At 67.8% G+C, this 24,655-nt stretch carries 22 protein-coding genes and 1 pseudogene; 8 read left to right on the forward strand and 15 right to left on the reverse strand.

Features of this window, described 5'->3' with window-relative positions; translation table 11 throughout:
• Window positions 1–8 precede the first annotated feature (8 nt).
• The 7 genes from NAM01S_RS19475 to NAM01S_RS37350 form a co-directional block, all read right to left on the reverse strand.
• The gene (locus NAM01S_RS19475) at window positions 9–1,022 is read right to left on the reverse strand and encodes an AurF N-oxygenase family protein (protein ID WP_372509832.1); all 1,014 of its coding nucleotides are present in this window, start codon (window positions 1,020–1,022) and stop codon (window positions 9–11) included.
• Window positions 1,023–1,164: 142 nt separating this feature from the next.
• Window positions 1,165–2,268, reverse strand: a complete 1,104-nt coding sequence (locus tag NAM01S_RS19480; RefSeq protein ID WP_067787271.1) for an Hsp70 family protein — start codon at window positions 2,266–2,268, stop codon at window positions 1,165–1,167.
• A 488-nt stretch (window positions 2,269–2,756) separates the two neighbouring features.
• Entirely contained in the window at window positions 2,757–3,752 is a 996-nt protein-coding gene (locus NAM01S_RS19485) for a sulfate/molybdate ABC transporter ATP-binding protein (protein WP_067787272.1), read from the reverse strand.
• Window positions 3,749–4,555, reverse strand: a complete 807-nt coding sequence (cysW, locus tag NAM01S_RS19490; RefSeq protein WP_067787274.1) for a sulfate ABC transporter permease subunit CysW — start codon at window positions 4,553–4,555, stop codon at window positions 3,749–3,751. Before cysW ends, NAM01S_RS19485 begins: the two co-directional genes overlap by 4 nt.
• Complete coding sequence (gene cysT / locus NAM01S_RS19495) at window positions 4,552–5,445, reverse strand: sulfate ABC transporter permease subunit CysT (RefSeq protein ID WP_084483086.1); 894 nt, start codon at window positions 5,443–5,445, stop codon at window positions 4,552–4,554. Before cysT ends, cysW begins: the two co-directional genes overlap by 4 nt.
• A 36-nt stretch (window positions 5,446–5,481) precedes the next feature.
• Window positions 5,482–6,528 carry a sulfate ABC transporter substrate-binding protein gene (locus NAM01S_RS19500; protein ID WP_084483087.1) on the reverse strand — a complete coding sequence of 349 codons (1,047 nt, stop codon included), beginning with the start codon at window positions 6,526–6,528 and terminating at the stop codon, window positions 5,482–5,484.
• A gap of 210 nt (window positions 6,529–6,738) precedes the next feature.
• Window positions 6,739–6,828 (reverse strand): Ms4533A family Cys-rich leader peptide, encoded by a 90-nt coding sequence (locus tag NAM01S_RS37350; protein ID WP_309546086.1) that lies wholly within the window; start codon window positions 6,826–6,828, stop codon window positions 6,739–6,741.
• Between the two features lie 72 nt (window positions 6,829–6,900).
• On the opposite strand from NAM01S_RS37350, the gene NAM01S_RS19505 reads away from it, so the two are divergent.
• Window positions 6,901–7,962 carry a M48 family metallopeptidase gene (locus NAM01S_RS19505; protein WP_067787276.1) on the forward strand — a complete coding sequence of 354 codons (1,062 nt, stop codon included), beginning with the start codon at window positions 6,901–6,903 and terminating at the stop codon, window positions 7,960–7,962.
• A gap of 149 nt (window positions 7,963–8,111) precedes the next feature.
• On the opposite strand, the gene NAM01S_RS19510 is transcribed toward NAM01S_RS19505, so the two are convergent.
• Window positions 8,112–8,387, reverse strand: coding sequence for a hypothetical protein (locus NAM01S_RS19510; RefSeq protein WP_067787278.1), 276 nt, complete (start codon window positions 8,385–8,387; stop codon window positions 8,112–8,114).
• An 83-nt stretch (window positions 8,388–8,470) separates the two neighbouring features.
• On the opposite strand from NAM01S_RS19510, the gene NAM01S_RS19515 reads away from it, so the two are divergent.
• Entirely contained in the window at window positions 8,471–10,459 is a 1,989-nt protein-coding gene (locus tag NAM01S_RS19515; RefSeq protein ID WP_084483088.1) for a glycoside hydrolase family 15 protein, read from the forward strand.
• A gap of 36 nt (window positions 10,460–10,495) precedes the next feature.
• On the opposite strand, the gene NAM01S_RS19520 is transcribed toward NAM01S_RS19515, so the two are convergent.
• From NAM01S_RS19520 to lepA, 3 genes are all read right to left on the reverse strand, one after another.
• A complete protein-coding gene (locus tag NAM01S_RS19520) occupies window positions 10,496–12,286 on the reverse strand; it encodes a dynamin family protein (RefSeq protein WP_067787280.1) in 1,791 nt (596 codons plus the stop codon).
• Window positions 12,287–12,356: 70 nt separating this feature from the next.
• A complete protein-coding gene (locus NAM01S_RS36030; protein ID WP_067787282.1) occupies window positions 12,357–14,567 on the reverse strand; it encodes a hypothetical protein in 2,211 nt (736 codons plus the stop codon).
• A gap of 228 nt (window positions 14,568–14,795) precedes the next feature.
• Window positions 14,796–16,646: a translation elongation factor 4 gene (gene lepA, locus NAM01S_RS19530; protein WP_067787284.1), complete on the reverse strand. Its 1,851-nt coding sequence runs from the start codon at window positions 16,644–16,646 to the stop codon at window positions 14,796–14,798.
• Window positions 16,647–16,757: 111 nt separating this feature from the next.
• Here lepA and NAM01S_RS19535 point away from each other — a divergent pair, with 111 nt between their 5' ends.
• The gene (locus NAM01S_RS19535; protein ID WP_067787285.1) at window positions 16,758–17,309 is read left to right on the forward strand and encodes a type II toxin-antitoxin system PemK/MazF family toxin; all 552 of its coding nucleotides are present in this window, start codon (window positions 16,758–16,760) and stop codon (window positions 17,307–17,309) included.
• Window positions 17,310–17,403: 94 nt separating this feature from the next.
• Here NAM01S_RS19535 and NAM01S_RS19540 read toward each other — a convergent pair whose 3' ends face one another.
• Window positions 17,404–18,192 (reverse strand): aquaporin, encoded by a 789-nt coding sequence (locus tag NAM01S_RS19540; protein ID WP_067787287.1) that lies wholly within the window; start codon window positions 18,190–18,192, stop codon window positions 17,404–17,406.
• A gap of 410 nt (window positions 18,193–18,602) precedes the next feature.
• On the opposite strand from NAM01S_RS19540, the gene rpsT reads away from it, so the two are divergent.
• Together rpsT and NAM01S_RS19550 are read left to right on the forward strand one after the other, a co-directional pair.
• A complete protein-coding gene (gene rpsT, locus NAM01S_RS19545; protein ID WP_067787340.1) occupies window positions 18,603–18,866 on the forward strand; it encodes a 30S ribosomal protein S20 in 264 nt (87 codons plus the stop codon).
• A gap of 161 nt (window positions 18,867–19,027) precedes the next feature.
• Entirely contained in the window at window positions 19,028–19,276 is a 249-nt protein-coding gene (locus NAM01S_RS19550; RefSeq protein WP_067787289.1) for a hypothetical protein, read from the forward strand.
• Window positions 19,277–19,434: 158 nt separating this feature from the next.
• Here NAM01S_RS19550 and NAM01S_RS19555 read toward each other — a convergent pair whose 3' ends face one another.
• The gene (locus tag NAM01S_RS19555; protein ID WP_067787291.1) at window positions 19,435–19,827 is read right to left on the reverse strand and encodes an MmyB family transcriptional regulator; all 393 of its coding nucleotides are present in this window, start codon (window positions 19,825–19,827) and stop codon (window positions 19,435–19,437) included.
• Window positions 19,828–20,162: 335 nt separating this feature from the next.
• Entirely contained in the window at window positions 20,163–21,041 is an 879-nt protein-coding gene (locus NAM01S_RS19560; RefSeq protein ID WP_067787293.1) for a LysR family transcriptional regulator, read from the reverse strand.
• 110 nt (window positions 21,042–21,151) lie between these two features.
• On the opposite strand from NAM01S_RS19560, the gene NAM01S_RS19565 reads away from it, so the two are divergent.
• Entirely contained in the window at window positions 21,152–21,613 is a 462-nt protein-coding gene (locus tag NAM01S_RS19565) for an allene oxide cyclase barrel-like domain-containing protein (RefSeq protein ID WP_253798980.1), read from the forward strand.
• 553 nt (window positions 21,614–22,166) lie between these two features.
• On the opposite strand, the gene NAM01S_RS19570 is transcribed toward NAM01S_RS19565, so the two are convergent.
• Window positions 22,167–22,799: a hypothetical protein gene (locus NAM01S_RS19570; RefSeq protein ID WP_157107801.1), complete on the reverse strand. Its 633-nt coding sequence runs from the start codon at window positions 22,797–22,799 to the stop codon at window positions 22,167–22,169.
• A 113-nt stretch (window positions 22,800–22,912) separates the two neighbouring features.
• Here NAM01S_RS19570 and NAM01S_RS37355 point away from each other — a divergent pair.
• Together NAM01S_RS37355 and NAM01S_RS19575 are read left to right on the forward strand one after the other, a co-directional pair.
• Window positions 22,913–23,345: pseudogene (locus NAM01S_RS37355) on the forward strand (Tn3 family transposase); the annotation flags it as partial.
• A 401-nt stretch (window positions 23,346–23,746) separates the two neighbouring features.
• Entirely contained in the window at window positions 23,747–24,106 is a 360-nt protein-coding gene (locus NAM01S_RS19575; RefSeq protein ID WP_067787299.1) for a hypothetical protein, read from the forward strand.
• Window positions 24,107–24,655: the final 549 nt, after the last annotated feature.

Consider the following 24,655-nt stretch of genomic DNA (forward strand, 5'->3'; position numbering starts at 1 on the left):
ACCGCCGCTCAGCTCGCGTGCACGACGCGCAGCGGCTCCGAGCGGTAGCGGCTCATCGGACCGTCGATGCCGAGCAGCTTCCACACCCGCTTGGAGATCGGGTTGATCAGGCCGAGGTCCTTGGCCAGCGCCCGCACGTCCACGAAGTAGTCGGCGAAGACCTGCTTGGCCTCCTTGGAACCGTAGAACAGCTCCTTGCGGACCTTGTCCGGGATGTCGAACTCCTCGAAGAACGTCTTCGGCGGGGTCGCGATGGAACGGCCGAGGATCCACATGATGATCGGCATCGCGATCGACAGCACGAACCGGTTGAGCTTGCCCTGCTCGGGCACGTGGTTCTTCAGGAACTCGTGCGCGAAGGAGATGTGGCGCGCCTCCTCGGCGACGTGGATGGCCATCACGCCGAGCATGATCGGGTGGACCTCTTCGCCGGAGCGCAGGATCTCCTTCTGGATGTGGTCGATCGGCTCCTCGCCGGCGAGCACGGCCATGAAGAACAGGTTCGGCATCTTGGCGGCGACCGGCGCGGCGAGGTACTTGAACATGCTCACCAGCGGGCCCATGCCTGGCACGTCGATGCCGATCCGGTTCACCATCTCCTGGAACATCAGGGTGTGGTTGTGCTCCTCGATCATCTCGTGGGAGCAGTACCGGAACTCGGGCGAACCGTTGGGCAGGCCGAAGTTGTGGATGACCATGCCGCTGATCAGGATCGACTCGAACTGCAGACCGACCTTGGCCACGTTGGCCTGGCGGTACTTGCCGAGCTCGATCTGCTTGTGCTTCGGCAGGGCCAGGTACCAGGGGTGGCGGCCGAGCGGATCGGCCGACCGCGGCAGGATCCAGCGCTCTTCGCCCGCGTCGGCGGCGTAGTCGGGGTTGTCCCAGTCGATGTCCTCGAACGGGTCGAAGTGCTTGTTCACCGAGCCCTCGGACAGCAGCAGCAGCTTCGCGGCGTATTTCTGCGCCTGCTCGAGATCGGGATCGATAGCGTGCTTCTCGGCTGTCGACATCGTCGTCACTGCCTTCCTCGGGGGACGTATTACCTGTACCCCATAGTTACACCTACGACGAGTGACGTCAACTCGCACCCCCGGAAGTCGTCTCCGGAGACGAAACGGCGGCGGCCGGGTGACGTACCCGACCGCCGCCGTGGGACCAGGGCTAGAACAGCCCGAGGGGTGCCGAGCCCGCGACCGCACCGTCTGCGGTCGGCGCGAAAGCGAGCGCGACACCACCTGCGGACAATGCCGCAACGGACGCCACCCTGGTCAGCTTGCGCCGCGTGCGCAGCAGGCCCTTGTTCCTGCGCTGCGCGGACTCCGCCGCGAACGCCGCCGTCCGCGCGAGCAGCGCAGCGCCGTCGGCGGTCGTACGTTCCGGATCGGGCGCGACCACCACCGGTCGCGCCAATTGCGTGGCGAGCACGCCGGAGACCTCCGGCGGCCGGGCCGCACCGCCCACCACAAGCACGCAGTCGACGTCGGCCATGGTGACGTCGGCCGTGCGCAGGCAGCGGTAGACCAGTTCCAACGAGGCGCGTGCGTGCTCGGCGCGCGACTCGTCGGCGAGCACGTTCGCGCTTCCCGCCATCGGGGACGCGCCGCTCCCCCGCGCCGCGAGCAGCGCGCCGAACGCCCGTCCGCCGAAGTCCGCGGAGCGCAGCGGGACCCCGACGATCGGATCGCGCGGCCTGCCGGCGCCGACCCGGACCAGCGTGACATCCAGGCTCGCGCCGCCGAGGTCGTAGACCAAGGCGAGGCCGGGCATCAGCGGACCGCGTTCCTCCTCCAGCCAGGCCGCCGCCGCGACCGGCTCGGCGACCAGCGCGACGTGGTGCAGGCCGATCGCGTCCAGCGCGCCGCGCAGCTCGGCCAGCTCGTCCGGCCCGTAGTTCGCCGGGTGGGTCAGCGCGACCTCCGCGCCGACCGCCCTCCGGTCGCTCATCGCCTCGGTGATGAGGCAGTCGGTCACCACCGCGACGAGATCGGCGGGCCGGAGCGTGCGTTGTCCGACCCTCGCCGTGGTGCCGTCGCGGCGGCCGAGGTCAGCGAATTCGGTGATGGCTCGGCCGTGCCGGGGAATCAGGCCGACGCGCGCCGAACCGGTGCTGTCGAAGCTCAAGGTGGTGCGTCGGGTGACAGAGGGCGTTGGCCGCGCGTGCCGTCGGTGACCGAGCAGACCCGGCGGCGCCTTGGCCGATGCCGTGTCCGCCAGCGCGGTCACCGAATTGACCGTGCCGATGCTCAAACCAAGACCAACTGCCATCGCGATTCACCCGATCGACGAGCCGATGTGCTTCGAACACCGACCACGCAACCACCCCGCGACCGCCGTGCCAACCACCGGACAGCCGGTTGTCCGCACCCCGCCGCTCGCCACACGCTGCCCGCCGCCCCGGCCCCGATGGCATGCGACCTGCCCGATCTCCCCTAAGACACGCAGGAATGCCCGGCACCCCCGGGCGTGTCGCGATCCGCCGCTCGCCGGTCGGCGTTTGCCGGGCGACAGGCGACTCGACCAAGCCCTGATCGCGTCATCGCGCGTGCCGGCTACGCCAGCAAAACCCCAGCAGCCCACAGTAACTCACCCGCCCGGCCCCGAACCCGTTCCCGGACAACGTCTTCCGCACCGCACCAACCCGGTGTCCGCACCCAACGTACCTACGCATGCTTCGCAGGGCCTGTGCGGTCTGCGAAGCGTGTGGAAGGGCTGCGAGGACCTGAACGGACCGGTCGCGCTGGGAGGCGCCGGGTTCAGCTTTCGGGCAGCTCCGGGATCCGGGTGGCGCGGGCGTAGACCGTCTCGCCCTCGGACAACCTCAGCGCCTCGGCGTCACCACGGGTGACCTGCGCGGCGAAGTGGTCGCCGGTGGCCGCGTTGCGCATCTCCACCCGCACCTCGAAGCCAAGGTGCACGACCCGCTCGACGGTCGCGCGGGTGACGCCCGCCGATTCCGCGGTGCCCTCGTGCGCGGCGAGCGCCATGCTCGAGTCGCGGCCGACGCGAATGTCGTGCGGGCGCACCAGGTGTCCGTTCAGGCGCGCGACGTCACCGAGGAAGGACATGACGAACTCGTTGGACGGCCGGTCGTAGACGTCCTCGGGGGTGCCGATCTGTTCGATGCGGCCCTTGTTCATCACGGCGATGCGGTCGGCGACGTCGAGCGCCTCCTCTTGGTCGTGGGTCACCAGCACGGTGGTCACGTGGACCTCCTCGTGCAGGCGGCGCAGCCAGGTGCGCAGATCGGCGCGGACCTTGGCGTCCAGCGCGCCGAACGGCTCGTCGAGCAGCAGCACCTGCGGGTCCACCGCGAGCGCGCGGGCCAGGGCCATGCGCTGGCGCTGGCCGCCGGACAGCTGCGCCGGGTAGCGGTGCTGGAAACCGTCCAAGCCGACGATGCCGAGCAACTCGTCCACCCGCTTCGCGATCTCGGCCTTGGGGCGCTTGCGGATCTTCAGGCCGAAGGCCACGTTGTCGCGCACGGTCATGTGCTTGAACGCGGCGTAGTGCTGGAAGACGAAGCCGATGTCGCGCTTCTGCGGCGGCACCCGGGTGACGTCGTTGCCCGCGATGGTGACGATGCCGGAGTCGAGCGACTCCAGCCCGGCGATGGAGCGCAGCAGCGTCGACTTGCCGGAACCGGACGGACCGAGCAGCGCGGTCAGCTCGCCGGACGGGATGTCGATGGTGACGTCGTCCAGCGCGGCGAAGCTGCCGTAGTTCTTTCGAGCGTTGGTCACGGTGATCATTTGGCGTCCCGCTTGCGTTCGAGAAGGGTCATGAGCAGAAGAACGACGAGGGCCATGCCCATCAGCAGCGTCGCGGCGCAGTAGGCGCCGAAGCTGTTGTGGTCGTTGATGTAGCGGCCGTGCACAAGCAGCGTCAGCGTCAGCGACTGGCCGGGCAGCGCCGAGGACACCATGATGACCGCGCCGAACTCGCCGAGCGCACGCGCGACGGTGAGCACGACGCCGTAGGTCAGGCCCCAGCGGATCGCGGGCAGCGTGATCCGCCAGAAGGTCTGCCACCGCGACGCGCCCAGGGTTGCCGCCGCCTGTTCCTGGTCGTCGCCGATCTCGTGCAGCACCGGCTCCACCTCGCGCACCACGAACGGCAGCGTCACGAAGATGGTGGCGATGACCATGCCCGGCAGGTTGAAGATCACCTTCAGCCCCAAGTCCTCGAGACCGCCGAGCCAGCCGCCCGCGCCCCAGAACAGGATCAGCGCGACACCGACGACGACCGGCGAGACCGCGAACGGCAGGTCGACGATGCCCTGCACCAGATTGCGGCCGGGGAAGCGGCCGCGCACCAGCGCGATGGCGGTGACCACACCGAAGACCACGTTCACCGGCACCACGATCGCCACGATGAGCAGCGAGAGCTGGAAGGCCGAGATGGCCGCGGGCGTGGTGATCGAATCGATGAACGCGCCGATGCCGTTCTCGAAGGTGCGCCACAGAATGATGATCAGCGGAAGCAGCAGCAGGACGAACAGGTAGCCCAGTGCCACCGTCCGCAGCGAAATGCGGGTCAGGGCGGACGGTTTCATCGGCTCGCCTGCTCCTTACGCGCGCTGCGGTCCGCGAGCAGACGCAGCACGAGCAGCGTCACGAACGAGATCGCCAGCAGCGCCACCGACACGGCCGCGGCGTTCACCGGCCGGTCGATCTCGATCTGCTTCTGGATGTACTGCGAGGCCATCTCGGTCTTGCGCGGGATGGCGCCGCCGATCAGGACCACCGAGCCGTACTCGCCGATCGCGCGGGCGAAGGCGAGGCCGCCGCCGCTGATGATCGCGGGCGTCAGCGTCGGAAGGACGATCCGGCGAAACGTCGTCCAGTTGTCGGCGCCCAGCGAGAGCGCGGCCTGCTCGACCTCGCGGTCGGCCTCCATCAGCACCGGCTGCACCGAACGCACCACGAACGGCAGCGTGACGAACGCCAGCGCCACCACCAGACCGGGCTGGGTGGCGTTCAGGTGGATGTCGATCGGGCTCTGCGGGCCGTACAGCGACAGCAGCACGATGCTGGCGACAATGGTCGGCAGCGCGAACGGCAGGTCGATCAGCGCGTTGACGACGCCCTTGCCAGGGAAGTCGTCACGCACCAGCACCCACGCGATCAGGGTGCCCATCACCACGTTGATCAGCGCGACGACCACCGACACGAAGACGGTGATGCGCAGCGAGTCGAGCGCGGCGGGCGCGGTGATCGCGTCCCAGAAGCCGGACCAGCCCTCCTCGAAGGAGGTCACGGTCAGCGCGGCGAGCGGCAGCAGCACGATGATGCTGAGCCACAGCACCGTGGTCGCGATGCCGAGCGGGCCGACCGACCCGCTCACCCGCAGCCACGACCAGGGCGAACGCCCCGGACGTGCCGGTTTCTTGGTTACGCCGGGACCGGGGGCGGCCCCGGTCTCGGCGGTACTGCTGTCAGTCACAATCGTCCAGTATCCCGTGTGCTCTGGGTCACCCGGCTACTTGGTGGCGTTGTCGTAGATGACCGCGACGCTGCCCGAGTCGGGGGCGAACAATTCCTTGTCCACGGTCTTCCAGCCGCCGAGGTCGTCGATCGTCCACAACTTCTGCGGCGTCGGGAAGTCCTTGGCGAACTCACTGGCGACCTGCGGGTCGACCGGACGGAAACCGGCCTCGGCCCACGCCTTCTGACCGGCAGGGGTGAACAGGAAGTCGCGGAAGGCGACGGCCTTCTCCGGATTCTTGCTGTTCTTCAGCACCGCGACCGGGTTCTCGATCTTGAAGGTGGTCGGCGGGATGATGTGCTCGATCGCGTCGCCCTTGCGCTCGGAGAAGATCGCCTCGTTCTCGTAGCTGAGCAGCACGTCACCGGTGCCCTGCAGGAAGGTCTCGGTGGCTTCCCTGCCCGACTTCGGCTGCACCTTGATGTGCTCGGGGGAGATCAACTGGCTCAGGTAGTCCAGACCGGCCTGCGGGTTCTTGCCGCCGTCGGACTTCGCCGCGTAGGGCGCGAGCAGGTTCCACTTGGCCGAGCCGGAGCTGAACGGGTTGGGCGTGACCACCTCGACGCCCGGCTTCAGCAGGTCGTCCCAGTCCTTGATGCCCTTCGGGTTGCCGGGACGCACCACGATCGCGACCACGGAGCCGAACGGAATTCCCTTGTTGGCGTCGGCATTCCAGTTGGCGTCGACCAAGCCCGCGTCGACGAGGCGGGTGATGTCGGGCTCCACCGAGAAGTTCACGACGTCGGCCTCGGCGCCGTCCTTGACCTTGCGGGACTGGTCGCCCGAGGCGCCGTAGGACGGCTGGATCTGCACGCCCTTGCCCGCCTCGGTCTTGTTGAACTCGGGAACGACCTTGTCGAAACCGGGCTTCGGGACGGCGTAGGCGTACAGGTTCAGGGTGCCGCCGCTGCCGTCGGCCCCACCCCCGCCCACGACGTCGCTGGCTCCGCCGCCGCAGGCGGTGAGCACGACCGCCGCCGCCGCGGTGAGTGCGGCGGCGGCATAGCGTCGGCGCGAGGACAGCCAAGTGTTGCGAGACATCGGGGTGGGACCTTTCCTGCGGACCGCCACACGGATCGAAAGGAACCGTGGCGGTTGAGAATTCGTGTCGATCGGGTAGACCTGCCGCCGAACTACGCGGCAGTGGCGCGGCTACCGGCCGGGAACGGCCGACGGGAGGGTCGGGGACGTCTGCGAAAAAGTGCACGCCAGTCTACGGGGCAGGGACGCGCGGACGTGCCCGGTCACCGATCAACGACAGAGAATGTCCGCGACCGCGAGATTGCCGACAGCGATCAACGCCAATTCATGGCGGACCTGCGGGACGGCACTCGAAGACACGGGCAGACTGTAGCAGAGCTCAGCGCACGAGTTCGAATCGTAGATTTCCTGAACAGAGGGGGGTTTCATCCCATGACGATCAGCCCGGATCGGGTCCGCACGCGGCTGCCCGGCATCAGCACCCGCGCGTGGGAGCATCCCGCCGACCGCACCGCCCTGGTGGCGCTGCGCTCGCTGGCGGGATTCGACACCGTCTTGCGGACACTGTCCGGTTTGCTCCAAGAACGCCAGCACCGGTTGCTCTACCTGGCCACCGCGGTGCGGGTCGACGAGCGCCAGTTCCGCACGCTGCACGACCTGCGCACCGACTGCGTGGAGATCCTGGACGCGCGCACCACGCCGGAGATGTTCGTGCTGCAGAGCCCGCACGTCAACGCCTTCACCATCGGCATGGACCGCCCGTTCATCGTGTTGACCACGGCGCTGATCGACCTGATGGACACCGAGGAGCTGCGCTTCGTGGTCGGCCACGAACTCGGGCACGCGCTGTCCGGCCACGCGGTGTACCGCACCATGCTCATGCACCTGCTTCGCCTCAGCGCGAGCGTCGGCTGGATGCCGGTCGGCGGCTGGGCGTTGCGCGCCATCGTGGCCGCGCTGATGGAGTGGAGCCGCAAGTCGGAGTTGTCCGGCGATCGGGCTGGATTGCTGTGCGGTCAGGACGTCGAGGCGTCGGTGCGGGTGCACATGAAGACCGCGGGCGGCGCGTGGGTGCGGGAGATGAACCACGGCGCGTTCCTGGCCCAGGCCGACGACTACGAGCGTTCCGGCGACCTGCGCGACGGCGTGCTCAAGCTGCTGAACCTGGAACTCCAGTCGCATCCGTTCTCGGTGCTGCGCGCCGCCGAACTGCGCCGCTGGATCCAGAGCGGCGAGTACAACCGCGTGCTTGCCGGCGACTATCCGCGCCGCGAGCACGACAAGAACGCCAGCATCAGCGCGGAGATCAGGGAGGCGGCGCGCGCCTACCGGCAGAACTTCGATCAGTCCGAGGATGCGCTGGTTCGCACGGTGCGCAATCTCGGCCGCGATGTGGGCGCGGCGGTCGGGACGGTCGGCCAGGAGGTCGGCGAGACCGTGTCCAAGCTCGGTAAGCGCCTCACCGACTGGCGTAACGGCAACGGGCAGAACTGACCCGCGCCGTCGGCTTCGCCTTGCGACCCCGCAGCCTCTGCGCGGCGTCGCAAGGCGAGGCCGTCGAAAGTGTCAGCGCGTGAAGAACCAGGCGATGACGACGAGCACGAGCAGGGCGAGCAGGGCCAGCTGGACCCGGGAGCGCGGCATCAACGCGCTCCGCTCTGCACGGGCCTGCGGTCGGCGGTCGGCTCCTCGACCAGGATCGGGGCGGGCTCGGCGAGCACCGCGGCGTCGGCGAGTTCGGCGACCCGGCTGTCGCGCCCGAGCAGCTGAAGCGTGGCGCGCAGCGCGCGATCGAGCAGATACGCGATGGCGAAGCTCACCGGGACCATGCCCACGAGGACCACGAGGAACTGCGGGATGAACGGCAATCCCGCGACCCACAGCTCGAAACCGTCCCACCAACCTGCAACGCGATCCACGAATACCAGCCTACTGGCCCGAGCCGAGCAACCGACCGGCGCATTCGGTGGACGGCGGGCGCGCGTGGCACACATCATGGGGTATGGCGTCAACGGATGATCCGAGCATCGACGAGCCCGACGACCTTCCAGTGCTGAGTGCGCTGTCCCCGAGCAGGCACCGCGGCGCTCATCCGCCCATCGACGACTACGCCTTCCTCTCCGACTGCGAGACCAACTGCCTGGTCGCGAGCAACGGCGCGATCGAGTGGATGTGCGTGCCCCGCCCGGACTCCCCCAGCATCTTCGGCGCGATGCTCGATCGCAGCGCCGGGCATTTCCGGATCGGCCCGTACGGCGTCAACGTGCCCGCCGCGCGCCGCTACCTGCCCGGCGGCATGATCCTGGAGACCACGTGGCAGACCGAGACCGGCTGGCTCATCGTGCGCGACGCGCTGGTGCTCGGCCCGTGGCACAACAACGATCAACGCAGCAAGACCTACCGGCGCACGCCGATGGACTGGGACGCCGAGCACGTGCTGCTGCGCACGGTGAAATGCGTGAACGGCACCGCCGAGCTGGAGATGAGCTGCCAGCCTTCCTTCGACTACCACCGCGACACCGCACGCTGGGAGTACACCGGCAAGGTCTACGAAGAGGCCACCGCGGTGCGCACCATCGATCCGAGCGGCGGCCCGAGCCTGGTGCTCACCACCGATCTGCGCCTCGGCCTCGAGGGGCGCGAAGCACGCGCGCGCACCAGGATGAAGGAAGGCGATCAGATCTTCGTCGCGCTCACCTGGTCGGATCTGCCCGCCCCACGGACGTTCGAGGAAGCGGCGCAGAAGATGTGGGCCACCATCGAATGCTGGCGGCAGTGGATCACCCTCGGCAATTTCCCGGATCACCCGTGGCGCAACTACTTACAGCGCAGCGCGTTGACGCTCAAGGGCCTGACCTACGCACCGACCGGAGCGCTGATGGCCGCCGCCACCACGTCGCTGCCGGAAACCCCCGGCGGCGAACGCAATTGGGACTACCGCTACAGCTGGGTGCGCGACTCCAGCTTCGCGCTGTGGGGCCTGTACACGCTCGGACTCGACCGCGAGGCCGACGACTTCTTCTGCTTCCTCAACGACGCGACCACCGGTGCGCACGGCGAACCCGTCGAGCTGCAAGTGCTCTACGGCATCGGCGGGGAACGCGACATCGTGGAGAGCGAACTGGAGTACCTGAAGGGCTACGACGGCGCCCAGCCGGTCCGCATCGGCAACGCCGCCTTCAACCAGGACCAGCACGACATCTGGGGCACCATGCTCGACACGGTGTACCTGTACGTGAAGTCGCGCCAGCAGGTACCGGAAACGCTGTGGCCGCTGCTGGAGCGGCAGGTCAACGCCGCCATCACGCACTGGCGCGAGCCCGACCGGGGCATTTGGGAGGTGCGCGGCGAACCGCAGCACTTCACGTCCTCGAAGGTGATGTGCTGGGTGGCGCTGGATCGCGGCGCCAAACTCGCCGAGATGCACGGCCAGTTCCAGCGCGCCACCGAGTGGTACGCGATCGCCGAGGAGATCAGGGACGACGTTCTCGCCAACGGTGTGACCAGCGAAGGCGTCTTCACCCAGACCTACGGCGGGAACACCTTGGACGCCTCGCTGCTGCTGGTGGTGCTGACCCGATTCCTGCCGCCCGACGACCACCGCGTGCGGGCCACCGTGCTCGCCATCGCCGACCGGCTCACCGACCACGGCCTCGTGCTGCGCTATCGCACCGAGACCACCGACGACGGGCTGTCCGGCGCGGAGGGCACCTTCACGATCTGCTCGTTCTGGCTGGTCTCCGCGCTGGTCGAGATCGGCGAAGTGCAGCGGGCCAGGCACCTGTGCGAGCGCCTGCTCGGCTTCGCCAGCCCGCTGCGCCTCTACGCCGAGGAGATCGACCCGCGCAGCGGACGGCATCTGGGCAACTACCCGCAGGCGTTCACCCATCTGGCGCTGATCAACGCGGTCACGCACGTGATCAGGGCCGAGGAGCGGCGCGAGGCGGGACAGTTCCAGCCCGCCCATACCCCGCCGATCGGCCCGGTCTGAGCGGCTCTACCCGCCCGAGAGCGGCGGCGGACCGCGTCAGGCGGCGAGGGAGTCGGCGCGGTCGCGGACGGCCCGCAGCTTGCCGAGACTGCTGTCGAGTTCGGCGATGCGGTCCTCACGACGGTCGCCGTACTTGCCGTAGGCGTCCTCCGCGACGCGCAGCGCCTCGTCGGCCGTGCGCAGCGCGTCCGTGGCGATGTCGGTGAAGTGGTCGCGCAGCGTTCGCTGCATGGCGCGCAACCGGTTTCGCGATTCCTTGCTCACCTGGAAGATCACGTCGTCCATCAGCCTGGCCACCGCGACCTTGGCCTCGGCACGGCGGCGCAGCTTGCGGTTCTTGCGGTCGTCCCAGATCGCGTTGACGCCGAGCAGCACGCCCGCGCCCGCCGAATACCAGTTCACCAGCGACATGCCGAGCAGGCTTGTGGCGAGACCGACCATCAGGATACCGCCGTAGGAACCCCGCAGACCGGACAGAACCTGTTCGGTCACACCGCCTTTCGCGCTGTCCAGCGACTCAAGCGGGGCCACCTGCTCCAGCACCTCGCCCGGGTTGGTCAGGCGTAGGTCGGGCAGCGGTGGGGTGCGGTTGTCGGCGGGGAACTTCGCGGCCACCTGCTCGCACAGCTCCACGGACCGGTAGTGCGCCATGACGAAGTTCTCCTCGACGGCCTCACAGATGCGCGCGTCGAGATCGGCGCCGAACTCCTTCCAGCCGCGCGCCGGATCGGTCTGCGCGATCTCGGCCTCGGCGTCGCGCACCAGGCTGCGTAGCCGGTGACGTAGGTCGTGCTCGATATCGGCCATCAGCTCGGCGGCGCCGTCGGCAAGGGCGACCTGCCAGTTGGCGGTGCGCTGGCGCAGCTGATCGGCCTCGTCACGCGCCACCATCAGCTGCTCGGTGATCTGGGCGCGGCGGCGCGGATCGCGCAGCGCCTCGGCCTCGGTGTACAGGGTGACCGCGAGATGGTCGGCCACCAGCCGGATGTCGCGCAGCGCCGCGTCCCGCGCCACCGCGTCGGCGCGGGCCACCACGTAGTCGCGCAGGTGGTCGATCAGCTGCGGCACCCCGGACTCGATGTCGCGCTGGTAGTTGCCCGCCTGGCGGTGCAGCAGCGCGGAGACCGGCGCGACGGCGAAGCCGAGACCGGCCGCGTCGAGCAGATCGCGGTTGCGCTGCTGCACGTGCGACCACTGCGGGTGCACGTCGATCTTGTTGAGCACGCAGATGACCGTCGGACAGAGCTGCTGCACTCGCTGCAGATACTCGAGCTGCGCCGGGGTCAGCTCGGCGGAAGCCTCGGCGACGTAGAGCACCGCGTCGGCGGCCGCGATCATCGACCAGCGGGTGTGCTCGTCACCGGAGCCGGGCGCGTCCATCAGGACGATGCCGTCGGCGAGCAGCGAACTCGGCTCGGTGAATTCGGCCCGGATCACGCCGTGCGCGGCCAGGGCGGGGCCGGGATTCAGCGGGTCCACCGGCTGGCGCTCGGTGCGGCCCGACCCGGTCGACCTGACCAGCGTGGCGGTCGGCTCGGGGCCGTACTCCACGATCACCGGTGCGCTCAGCGCGGTCTCCGTCGCACTCACCTGCGCCCCGACCAAGCTGTTGACCAGCGTGCTCATGCCGTTCTTCGGATCGCCGACGACGACGAGACGGACCCGCGGGTCGCCGATCCTGGCGCGAACCATGCTCAGCCGACCGCCGAGGTCGTCGCGACCCGCGGAGCGAGCCATCTCCCGCAGTTCGTCAAGTACCCGGATGAGCGGTGCCATCGCGTCCGGGTGTTTCACCGTCGCGGACTCCAGTCCGGCTGCGGCAGACAAGCCTCCTCCTAACTCCTCGTTCTCGCGCTCGACGAATGCGGCGTGCGTGCTACCGGACCGCTGATCCGGGTCAGACCAGTGTCACGTCCGGACCCGTGAGCGGGTGGTGTGTCTCGGTCATGGTGGTCCCCGGCAGCAGTCCCGCGCCAAGTCCGCCGTGCTCGATCGGCATCTGCGCGACCACCTGGTGGTAGCTCGCGTGGTCGAGCTCGTCGCTGATCGGGCGCGTCTTCGGCGGCTCGACCAGTACCGGCGGCTTGACCGGCGTGACCGGCGTCGGCACGACGACCGACGGCGCGTCGACATCGACGGAAGGAACGGTAGGCGCCTGCGTCGGCGCGTCGTACGTCGGGGGCTGCGAAGGCACCGAAACTGTGGGGACATCGGGGGTGCTGTGGCCGCCGGTCGGGTAGGTCGTTCCCGGGTTGGTCGTGCCGCCGGTGTCGCTTCCGGTGCCGCCCGTCCCTGTCCCGCCGCCGGTGTTGCCGCCCGTGGTCCCCGTGCTGCCGCCGGTCGTTCCGGTGCTTCCGCCGGTGGTCCCGGTGCTTCCGCCGGTGGTTCCGGTGCCACCGCCCGGGGTGGTCACGTCGACGTCCGGCGTCGACGGCTTCGGGGTCACCGTGACGCCGGGCGTCTTGGTGATCACGTCGGTCCCGGTGCCCGGCGTCGGCACCACGGTCGCACCCGGGAGTTTGGTGACGCCCGGTTCCAGGGTCGGCACGGTGCCGGTGTCCGGCTTGGTCGGTTTCGGAACGCCCGGCGTCGGCACCGTGTCGGTGATCGTGGTCGGTGCGGTGGTTCCCGGGTAGGTGTCGGTCGGCTTCGGGAGGTCGGTCACCGGCGTCGCGCCGGTGGTCGGCCGCACCTGCTGATCGAACAGCGCGGGCACCGCGGCCGCGGGCGCGGTCAGCGGGGACGGACCCGCCGGCGTGCCGAAGACGTTCGCGATGGGCGTCGTCGCGGCCTCCGGCTGGATGGTGGTCTGCAGCGGCGTGGCCGCCACGGGAGCCGCGACGGCGGCGGGCGCGGCGACGGCCGCGGGCGCGGCCACCGCGGGAGCCACAGGCGCGGGCGCCGCGACATGAGCCACGGGCGCGACGGGAGCCGCGGCCACCGCCGGAGCAACCGGCTGGGGCGCCGCGAGTGCGGGAGCCGCGTGCGCGACCGGCGCGGGCGCGGCAGAAGTCGACAGACCGCTCGCGAGACCGGTGCCTCCGGCCGTCGCACCGGGCTGCTGCTGGTCGGCACCGCGCGCGGCGCCGCTCTCCGGGCGCGAACCCTCCAGCCAGTCCGAGAAGTTGTCGAGCTGGTCGCCGATGTTGGTGCCCGCCGCCGACTTCACGGTGAGTCCCGCGGACGCGTCGACCCGCAGATCGGTGGTCAGGTACACGCCTTCGGGGGTGACGCCGAAATCGACGTCCAGGTGGGTCCAGATCTCCGCGCTCGCGTCGACGCCCAGGTACACGCCGAAGTCCCCCGGCGCGGTCCCCACCCCGTCGAACATGTCGCCGGTGCGGAACAGGTTGTCGGCGGGCGAGGTGCTCGCATCGGCGGACGCGCTATCGCTCGCCTCCTTGGCGGAGGGCACCTTCGGCAGCGTGAACGGATTGGAACCCGGCGCGAGGAAGCCGTCACTACCCGGCATTCCGAAACCGTGCCCCGCCTGGCCGAGCCCATGTCCCGGCAGGCCGAAACCCTGTTGGTCCCACCACTCGTACGGCGACGCCGAACCGGGCGCGGACTCGGCGGGCGCGCTCGGGCTCTGGTTCCACTCCCCGTGCTCCGGAGTCTCGGAGAACCCCTGCGTCGGGGCGAAGCCCTGGCCGGGGGCGCCCTGACTGTCCCACCAGTCGTACGGCGACTCGGTCTCCGTTTCGCCGGGGCGGTTGTCGGTCCAGTAGTCCTCGGACGGCTTGGGCGCGGGCCCGAGGTCGAACCCGGGCGTGGACGGCAGGGGCGCGGTGACGGCGTTGGGCGGACCCGCGGTGAACGGCAGCGCGGGCGGCAGCGCGTCGGGGTCCGGATCCGGGAAGGTGACCACCGGGCTAGGCACATCGGGATCCGGGTCCGTGGTGTGTGCCCAGCCCGCGTTCCAGCTGTCCAGCCGCTGCCCGTCGGGTTGCGCGGGAACCCCGCCGCCGTTGGAGGCGATCAGCGCGCCACCGGTCACGTACGCTCCGGCCCGCGCGACGCGTGCGACGCCGGTCGCCACACGGTACGCGGTGTCCCCCTCGGGCTCGCCAACCTCGGTGTCGTCGTCGAAAGGCAGGTCACGCGTCATGCAAGCTCCACATCTCGGGTTTCCAGCAATCCTCACCACACCGGGAAGACCGAGTGAAGATCACACAACAGTATTTCCGGAAAACCCAGTTGTCACATTCTCCAGGACAGCGGAGCGCATGACGGTGACGAGCACAACAACCTTGCCATCCTGCCAACCGGAACGGAAGCCCCCTTTTCCCGGGCACAGCGGACTGGACATCCAGTCGGCTCGCGCCCGAGAAACCCCTTACTTCTTGTCTTTTGGCTTGTCCGACTGGGCATCCGAGGAGAGCGCCGCGACGAAGGCTTCCTGGGGGACGTCCACGCGACCGATGGTCTTCATGCGCTTCTTGCCCTCCTTCTGCTTCTCCAGCAGCTTGCGCTTACGGCTGATGTCACCGCCGTAGCACTTGGCGAGCACGTCCTTGCGGATGGCCCGAATGTTCTCGCGGGCAATGATCTTCGAACCGATCGCCGCCTGAATGGGCACCTCGAACTGCTGACGCGGGATCAGCTCGCGCAGCTTGGTGGTCATCTTGTTGCCGTAGGCCTGGGCCGCGTCCTTGTGCACGATGGCGCTGAACGCGTCCACGGCCTCACCCTGCAGCAGGATGTCCACCTTCACGAGCGCGGCCTCCTGCTCGCCCGCCTCTTCGTAATCGAGGCTGGCGTAGCCGCGGGTGCGCGACTTCAGCGAGTCGAAGAAGTCGAAGATGATCTCCGCCATCGGCAGCATGTAGCGCATCTCGACGCGGGTCTCGGACAGGTAGTCCATGCCGAGCAGCTCACCGCGCCGCGACTGGCACAGCTCCATGATGGTGCCGATGAACTCGCTCGGCGCGATGACGGTGCACTTGGTGACCGGCTCGAAGGCTTGGCGCACCTTGCCTTCCGGCCAGTACGAGGGGTTGGTGACGATGTGCTCGCGCCCGTCCTCCATGACCACGCGGTAGATCACGTTGGGCGCGGTGGAGATCAGGTCCAAGCCGAACTCGCGCTGCAAGCGCTCGCGGGTGATCTCCATGTGCAGCAGACCGAGGAAGCCGCAGCGGAAGCCGAAGCCAAGGGCGACCGAGGTCTCCGGGACGTAGGTCAGCGCGGCGTCGTTGAGCTGCAGCTTGTCCAAGGCGTCACGCAGATCCGGGTAGTCCGAGCCGTCGACGGGGTACAAACCGGAGTAGACCATCGGCCGCGGTTCGCGATAACCGGTCAGCGCCTCGGTCGCGCCCTCGCGCGCGGTGGTGACCGTGTCACCGACCTTGGACTGACGCACGTCCTTGACGCCGGTGATCAGATAACCCACCTCGCCGACACCGAGGCCCTGGGTGGGCTTGGGCTCGGGCGAGACGATGCCGATCTCGAGCAGCTCGTGGGTGGCGCCGGTGGACATCATCTTGATCTTCTGGCGCGGGGTCAGCTTGCCGTCGACCACACGCACGTAGGTGACCACGCCGCGGTAGGTGTCGTAGACCGAGTCGAAGATCAGGGCGCGCGCGGGCGCGTCGGCCTGTCCGACCGGAGGCGGGACCTGCTCGATCACCTTGTTCAGCAGCTCGGGAACGCCCACTCCGGTCTTGCCCGAGACGCGCAACACGTCCTCCGGCTCACAACCTACGATGTGGGCGAGCTCGGCGGCGTAGCGATCCGGATCGGCGGCGGGTAGGTCGATCTTGTTCAGCACCGGGATGATGGTCAGATCCCGTTCCATGGCCAGGTACAGGTTGGCCAAGGTCTGCGCCTCGATACCCTGCGCGGCGTCGACCAGCAGGATCGCGCCCTCACAGGCCTCCAACGCACGCGACACCTCGTAGGTGAAGTCGACGTGGCCCGGGGTGTCGATGAGGTGCAGCACGTACTCGGTGTCGTCGACCTGCCACGGCAGCCGCACGTTCTGCGCCTTGATGGTGATGCCGCGTTCGCGCTCGATGTCCATCCGGTCCAGGTACTGGGCGCGCATCGCCCGCTCCTCGACCACACCGGTGAGCTGCAGCATCCGATCGGCCAGCGTCGACTTGCCGTGGTCGATGTGCGCGATGATGCAGAAGTTCCGGATCCGGGACGGATCGGTGAACGTCGTGTCGGCGAAGCTGGCGGGCACTCCACTCCTCAGCTGGGTATCGGCAAACTGCCTTCTATCGTCCCATGGGTCCGCAGAGGCGCGGTCCACTGGTCCGATGAGAAGTCGTCACCACACCGTTATCCTCCAACGATGGCCCGAAGTTGGAACTCTCTCGGCAAGCAGTTGAGCCTGATCGCGAAGGAGCAGGGTCCCAAGATCGTCCGGCAGCAGGGACCTCGACTGGTGGATCGGCTGGTCGGCTCACTCGCGCAGCGCCGCAACGGGGGCGTCTCCGTGCGTCCCATCGCGTCGACGCCGGTGCCCACCGCGCAGCGGGCCAGGCAGATCGTCTACTGCCCGCACCTGGACGGACGTGCCGATCCCGGCGAGATCGTGTGGACCTGGGTGCCCTACGAGGAGGACCCGAGCAACGGCAAGGACCGTCCGGTGCTCGTGGTCGGCCGCGATCGCCGCACCCTGCTCGGGCTGATGCTCTCGTCGAATCCCGAACGCGCACACGACCGCAACTGGATCGGCATCGGAAGCGGGAGCTGGGACCCCGACGGCAGGCCGAGCTGGGTGCGCCTGGACCGGGTGCTCGACGTTCCCGAGGCGGGCATTCGCCGCGAGGGCGCCATCCTCGCCCGCAAGACCTTCGATCTGGTCGCCCACCGGCTCGTCGTCGAATACCACTGGAGCTGACACGAAGTGGCCCCGATGCCGGCACACGCCAGAATCGGGGCCACTCGTCCGATAGACCATCAGGCGTCCCGTCTCCGGGACGCAGGAGTCGAACTCAGCTGATCATTTCCCGGCTCCTGCCGTACAGCAGGCCGTAGATCAGCGCGCCGAGCACGCCGCCGATCAGCGGGAAGACGATGAACGCCCACACCTGCCCGGCCGCTCCCTCCTGATAGAACGCGACACCGAGGCTGCGCGCAGGGTTCACCGAGGTGTTGTCCACCGGGATGGAGATCAGGTGGATGACCGCGAGGGTGACGCCGATGGACAGACCGGCCAGCGGCACGTCGGAGATCTGGTCGGTGGAGGCGAGCACCACGAAGACCAGCAGCGCGGTCAGCATCACCTCGATGATGATCATCGCGGCCATGCCGTAGCCGTTCTGCACGACGACCTCGCCGAGCGGCCCGGTCTTGGCCGACGGGCTGTGCGCGCCCCAGCCGTTGGCGCCGAGCCCGTCTACCCTGCGGTCGTAGGAGGGCAGATTCTTCGCGATCGCGAACAGCACGAGGCCTGCGATGAACGCGCCGATCAGCTGGGCGACCACGTAGACGCCCGCGCTGAGCGGGGTCAGCCTGCCCATGATGAGCTGGCCGAGGGTGACCGCCGGGTTGACGTGGCAGCCCGAGATCGGCCCGATCGCGTAGACCAGGAACAACAGCGTGAGACCGAAGGCGAGCGCCACCCCGAGCGCGCCGACCCGCTCACCGGCCAGCACCGCGGTGCCGACACCGCCCATCACCAGAACGAACGTGCCGAGCGACTCGGCCGCCCATTTCTTCACGTCGGGAATCGGCCTTTCCTCGGCCAGTTCTTCGACGACTTCCTGCGCCGTGGGAGACATACAGAAACACCTTCCGCCATCTCGAGCTACCGGTAGACGAGGTATTGCCGCGAAATCAGACCATTCAAGATCAAACGGTGCTTGCAGTGGGGACGCTACGCCAGACGGCCTGTCTCTACAACGACTTCGCATCCGCGCGACTCGCAGGTCCTGGACGCTCAACGGGCGCTTCCGGCCGGACAGCGCGAAGGGATGCCCCTGGGTTGCTCGTCCGTGGTCGTCGACGCACCCCCCGCGGCCTGTTCGCGTTCGGTACCGTGAACCGACCCCCGACGCGGCGATTTCGTGTGCCGCGCGGCGGCTGGTACCCTCGATCTTCGGCGTCGCGATACCTGTTTACACCGGGCGTGTCGCACGCGCAAGACTTCTCAGTACACACCAATCAGCGACAGGAACACGAGGAAACAGGCGTGGCCAACATCAAGTCCCAGATGAAGCGGATCCGTACCAACGAGGCGGCGCGCAAGCGCAACCAGTCGGTCAAGTCCGCGCTGCGCACCGCGATCCGCAGCTTCCGGGAAGCCGCTGCCGCCGGTGACAAGGAGCAGGCCGGCGAGCGTCTCCAGTTCGCAAGCCGCAAGCTGGACAAGGCCGCCTCGAAGGGCGTCATCCACGCCAACCAGGCCGCCAACAAGAAGTCGGCGCTCGCGCTGGCCTACAACAAGCTCGGCTGATTCGCCGGTTCCCGGTATCCGGGACCGATTCTTCTGACGCCAGCCGCCGCGGCCTCGACGACCACGGCGGCTTTTGTCGTGTCCGCTTCGAATCCGAGCTTCGTCGACGAGTTCACCGGACCGTAGCCGAGATGTCGGTGTCGGGGGCTACGATTCCGCGCATGGTAACCGTGTACGCGAATCAGACCGTGGTCAGAGGCGAGGACCTGCCGGAGGTCATCCGCGCCGCCGAGGTGCTCGGGCTCGGCCTGAAGATCGAGAACGTCATGGTCCCCGACGACGACGGTGGTTACTCGCTGGAGTGGATCGTGACCCGGGAAGACGAAGTTCCCGTGTACGACGAATGGGAAGGCCGATTCGAGGAGTCGGACGAGGACGACGAAGAGCTGCTGCTCAGCTCGGCGGACTGAGCGTTCGTCCGTACGGACGGCGCTCGAGTTCTCTTCGTTTCCACAGGCTCAGCTCGGCGGGCTCAGTTCCGCCGCGCGCGGCTTCCTCGCCGCGATTCCGGCCGTCAGGCGGTTCAGCGCCACCTGCGAGTCGGCGTCGGCGGCCCGATAGATGATGATCAGCTGGTCGGATCCTGCACGGGCATCAGCACCTCGTAGGTGACGACCAGCGGCCCGACCTCGGGATGACACAGCGGCTTGTTCCCGCGTCCCTGCACCTTCACGTCGTGCCGGTCCCAGGCGCGCGCGAACTCCTCGCTGAGCGCCGTGAACTCGCCGATCAGGTCGGCCAGTCGCTGGTCCTCGGGATGCGCCGCCCATGCCGCCCGCAGGTCCGCGACGCCCTCCCGGATGACGCGCTCGCGCTCCGCGAAGAACTCGCGCAGCGCCGGATCCAGCAGGCACAGCCACATGGAATTGCGCCGGTGTTCCGGTAGTGCTTCGAAATCCGTGATGAGACAGGCCATTTCGCTATTCCAGGCCAGGATGTCGTAGCGGTGGTCGACCAGCATGGCGGGCACTGCAACGACACTCGGGTGAGTGGGTGGCCAGCGGCTGCGGGTTCAGACCGGCGAGCAGAAGCTCGCTGCGATCCGGCATTGTCACCAGCGGTGTGTCGGGAAGTTTGGTCGGCGGCGTGGTTCGAAGACAGGTCGCGTGTTTCGACTGGGCCGACTGGTAGGGGCATTGCTGATGCCTGGAGCTTCCGGTGCTGGACACGGGCAGGGTCGCTCATTGCACAGTGAACGACCCTGTCCGAGCCCTACCGTCCGGCTCACATGTCGAGGGGGCTGCGCGGGATTCGATCCCGGTAGGCCGTCGGCGAACAAACCACGGCGGGTAACTGCTACAGGCGGCGGAAGTATTCACTTGCGAAGTCGGTGAACCGCTCTGCCGCGGCGGAGAAGTACGTGTCCGCGCGCCACACGAGGGTCAGGACGCGGTGGCAGTCCGGTACGTCCAGGCGCATCCAGGAGCCCGGAAGATAGGCGCTGGTACTCAGGGAATACGCGGGCACTAGCCCTACGCCGAGGCCCGCGCTGATCAGGTAGCCGGTAGCTCCGGGCTCGTCGCTCTCGCAGACGTACACCGGGCGCAGTCCGGCCGCCGCGAACATCTGATCGGTCAGCTCGCGTGGCCAGTAGCCGGGGCGGGTGGTGACGAACGGTTCGCCCGCGAGTTCTTCGGGTCGCACGCATTCCCGTCCGGCGAGCCGATGTCCCGGCGGTACCCCAAGCAGCGCTTCCTCCCGCAACAGTTCTCGCGTCCGCAAGTTCGGTCCCGACAGCGGCTGGGAGGCGATACAGAGGTCGACCTCGCCTGTGTGCAGCTGTCTCGCCATGGTCGCGACATCGGACTGGTGGAGTCGGATATCGACACCCGGGTTCTCGGCGCGGAAATCGGTGACCATCCCGGTCACCGTGAGCAGGGTTTCCGCGGCGATTGCGATGCTGCCGTGGTCGAAGCCGGCGGCATCGCCGAGTTCGCGGCGAGCGTCGTCGAGTTCTCGCAGCGCCCGGTCGACGCGGCGGAGAAACGCGACGCCGAATCGGTTGAGTCGCAGCCCGCGCCCCACCCGGTCGAACAGCGGCACGCCGAGATCGTCCTCCAGGCGGGCAATCGCGCGGCTGAGCGAGGGCTGCGCGATGCGAAGCTCGGCGGCGACCTGACTGAGGTGCTCGCGGCGGGCCACCGCCTGGAAGTATCGGAGCTGCAACAGATCCATTTCATAGCCTGAGCGATATGAATACTTGCGAATTCTGGTCTTGGACAGCATAGAACGCAATCGGTGAAGCTGTGGACATGCGCAACAACATTCGCACCCAGGCCGCGTTCATGACGTTCGTCGGCGCACCGCTCATCGCTATCGCGGTCGGCGGCTGCGGCGCGAACACGAGCGAGACCGAAGCCCGGGCGGATGATCAGGTCGAGATCCTGGAACTCGGGGTCGAGAACGATCAGTACGCCAGTCTCGATCTCGGCCAGCCGGGAGTGAGCGTGGGCGACATGGACGTATACTCCGGCAACGCGATACAGGACGGCCGCACAGTCGGACGCGGGGGCGGCTCGTGCCAGACCCTTCATATCGAGGGCGAGAACATCACCATGCAGTGTTCGATCACCATGGAACTCCCGCAAGGTTCGGTAACCATGCAGTCGCAGTGGGTGAGAGGTGCGAGTCCGCTCGACATGGCCATCACCGGCGGGACGGGCGTGTACCGCGAAGCGCGGGGCACGGTCCGATTCTGGGACATCGGCACCCCGAACGAACGAGCACGTGCCGAGATCATCCGTTGATTCGTAGACGGTTACGCAACGTCGTGGCCCTCCCACCGCTTCGCCGCAACGCCCAGATCGGCCTCATCCGCAGCTGGACCCGCGAACCGGACCCTGAAGAACATAGTGAATACCGTTTGCCTCCGGCTTCATTCCGTTCGAACGCCACGGAGACCCGCCGCCTTGATAGCGCTCGTACTCACCCCGGCCCAAGCTGCAACCCATTTCTGGTCGTGGTCGCGCTACCGGCGACGCCGCCAGCATCAAGCCCGCCTCAGCCACTACAAACGGCGAGGACACCCGCTCACATGACCTCCCCATTCGCCATGCTGTTATCGGCCACACCGTGGGAGGGACGACGGGGTGGTCAGCATTCGACCGAAATGAGGAGTGTGTAACCGAAATGTCACCCGGCGAGCTGTGCCACCTATACATTCTGTCGCGTGGCCGCTCGCCGTACGGCGTGCAGTGGCAATCGGTCCTATTGCGGCGGCCATGTCGGTGACCAGGCGCATGCCGGACTCGTCATCAGATATAGCGACAAGCCAGCCCTCGCAGGTGCTTTCGAGCGCAGTCACTCGTCGAACAGCGCCCGCGTCGCGGTCAGCGCCGCGTGGTAGGAGGCAGAGTCACCGACTAGAAGTCCGCGTGCCACAAAATCCGCGGCGTGTTGTTCGTGTATGCCACGGAGGCGGGACAGATTCCGCAGCAGTGTCAGCGATTCTGCCTCGACGGCGTAGTGTGCGAGTTTGCGGGCCAGGGTGAGGCTGACGAACAGAGCTTCGGCGAGCGCGTCCAGCTCCGGTCGGGGGTAGAGCATGTCGGGGCGGGACTGGGTGCCGTAACGGAAGGCTTCACGGGTGTACCACCAGCGGATGGTCGCCACCCGATCGGCGCGGGTGTCGTCGAACAGTGTCGGGGACTGGGCGAGGCGGGTACGGACGCGCCGCAGGATCTGTTCGCACTGCGTGGAATCGGCAACCACGGTGGTCTCCGGCAGAGTTTCGGGCGTGAGCAAGCGTGCGCGAATGGCCGTCGCATCCAATTGCCAGCAGTTCGCCCATTCCGGGAGATCGTCCACCCCCCACCGGCGGGCGGCTGCCAGGTGGTCGAGGAGTAGACGGTCGAGGTAGAACTCGGGAAAGGCGCCGATTTCGCAGCGGCGGATCGGGGGCCGGTGGGCCAAGTCGGCCGGGGAGGTGATCATCGGGTGGGTGAGGGCGTGGCCAGTCGCGGAAACCTGTGCGCGGAGCCCGAATTCAGTGTTGGGCCACCGGGCGGTGTGGAGCACCCCGTTCCGGTGTAGGGGTTCGGCCTGGCGCAGCAGGGTTTCCGCGGTTCGAGGAGCTCGACGAGTTCCTGCTGGCGCGGGCGACGGAGCACGATTCGCCGACACTGCCGTTTCCGCTTGGCGTGTGAGTATCAAATTTTGGCGCGGGTGATCCGGCCTGGTCCGGACACGGTGGTTCGCCGTGTTGCCCACGCTCGCGAGCAAGCGTGACGCGAGACCTACGATCGGCGCGCGCACGAGCTGACCCCCGAGCGGTGCGCGGCGTTGGACGGGTTGCTGGAAGTGGATGCGTCGCTGGGGATGTCGCGGTTGCGATGGTTGTCGACCGGCCCGCCACAGCCCGACGACCGATCATGGCGCCCCGCAGTTCGCCGTGACCTCTGCCCGGTTCGGCGGATGTACGGAATCGGGACCGATCTCGACGCGAACCTGATTCAATTGATCCTGAGATTCGCCTTGGCAGACGACTACGAGATCAGCGTGGCGTGACCGGTGGTGGACATTCGGTGGCGCCCTGCTCAGACGGTGAGGACGCACCCATGGCTGAATTCGATGGCACATATCAGATCGTCACCGCCCGGCGGCGGTTCCGCGCTGAAGCACGCAGCCCCAATCCGAACCGTTGTGTGGATGAGCCTGCCTGACGAGACGTGATTCCCCCCGAGAGGTGAATCACGTCTCCTGGGGCTGCTGCTCACACTCTGCACCATGCGAACAGGAGCTTCTGTGTGCCGAAGCGCGGGTCGCTGCTCTCGGCGACCTGTCATCCGGCTTCCACTCGAACGGCGCGGGACCCAAGCGGTCTGGCCCGGCCCGCGTCACCGATTCCGCGTGACCAGCGCAACGAGCTACAGGAGAAGACAATGACCGTAACCGACACGCAGCTCAAACAAGTGACCGTGCCCTTATCTGAGATGCAGAAGCCTGCCGAGCGAAGCTCGGTCACCCCGTACACGGTGTACAACGACACCGATCGCCACGTCTCGGTCTTCCTGCAAGAGGGGGAAGCGGGCAACCCCGTAAGCATCATCACGCTAGCCCCCGGCGAAACCAGCAGCTCCTACGATCGCGGCACCTACGCAGCCATCATGGACGTAGGTTCCGGCCAGCAACAGCAAATCCTGTGGTGGCCGGACGACCGGTCCGAGTTCACCTACTGGTTCACCTGGAGTGGAGGCGTGGCGGGGGGCCGGCGGAACAGGGTGAGTGACTTCATCGGTTGATCGGGTTGCGGGATCGGCGAGAACCCCGTATTCGAGTGTTCGGTATTGTCGAGCCGATCCCGACTCCCCGACCGTCCTGCTCGTCTGAACGGCACGCGATCTCCGGTGCCGAAGAATCAGCCCCGGCCGCAGCAACGCCACCACCACTGCTGATCAAGCCATTGTCGTTGTTTTGACACGATCGGCGGTCTGCTGTGAGAATAGAAAAGCTCTTGTGAATCATGGGCCACTCTCCGTGACCTGGCAGGTGAGCTTCTCCGCCAAACGATGTGGTCATATGCGTTATTCGGCCGGGCTCGCGTTCTCGATTCTCTGTACGCCGAACGCCCCTGACGGGACCCGCGATTCGATCCATCGGGTGTGAGAGCCGGTTATCGGTGGATGCAGGCCGCAGCGTATCCGGCCGGGGTCTGCCCAGCGCGGAATGTCCTCGTCGGTGGTTCTATTCGTTCTTCCAGTCGCTGATCACGACGCGAACCTCGGTGAGTGACCCGAAGCTGCTGATGTTGAGGTATTTCGTCGGCAGGCAGCCGTTGAACGATTCGATGG

This window comes from Nocardia amikacinitolerans NBRC 108937, assembly GCF_001612615.1.
Taxonomy (GTDB): Bacteria; Actinomycetota; Actinomycetes; order Mycobacteriales; family Mycobacteriaceae; genus Nocardia; species Nocardia amikacinitolerans.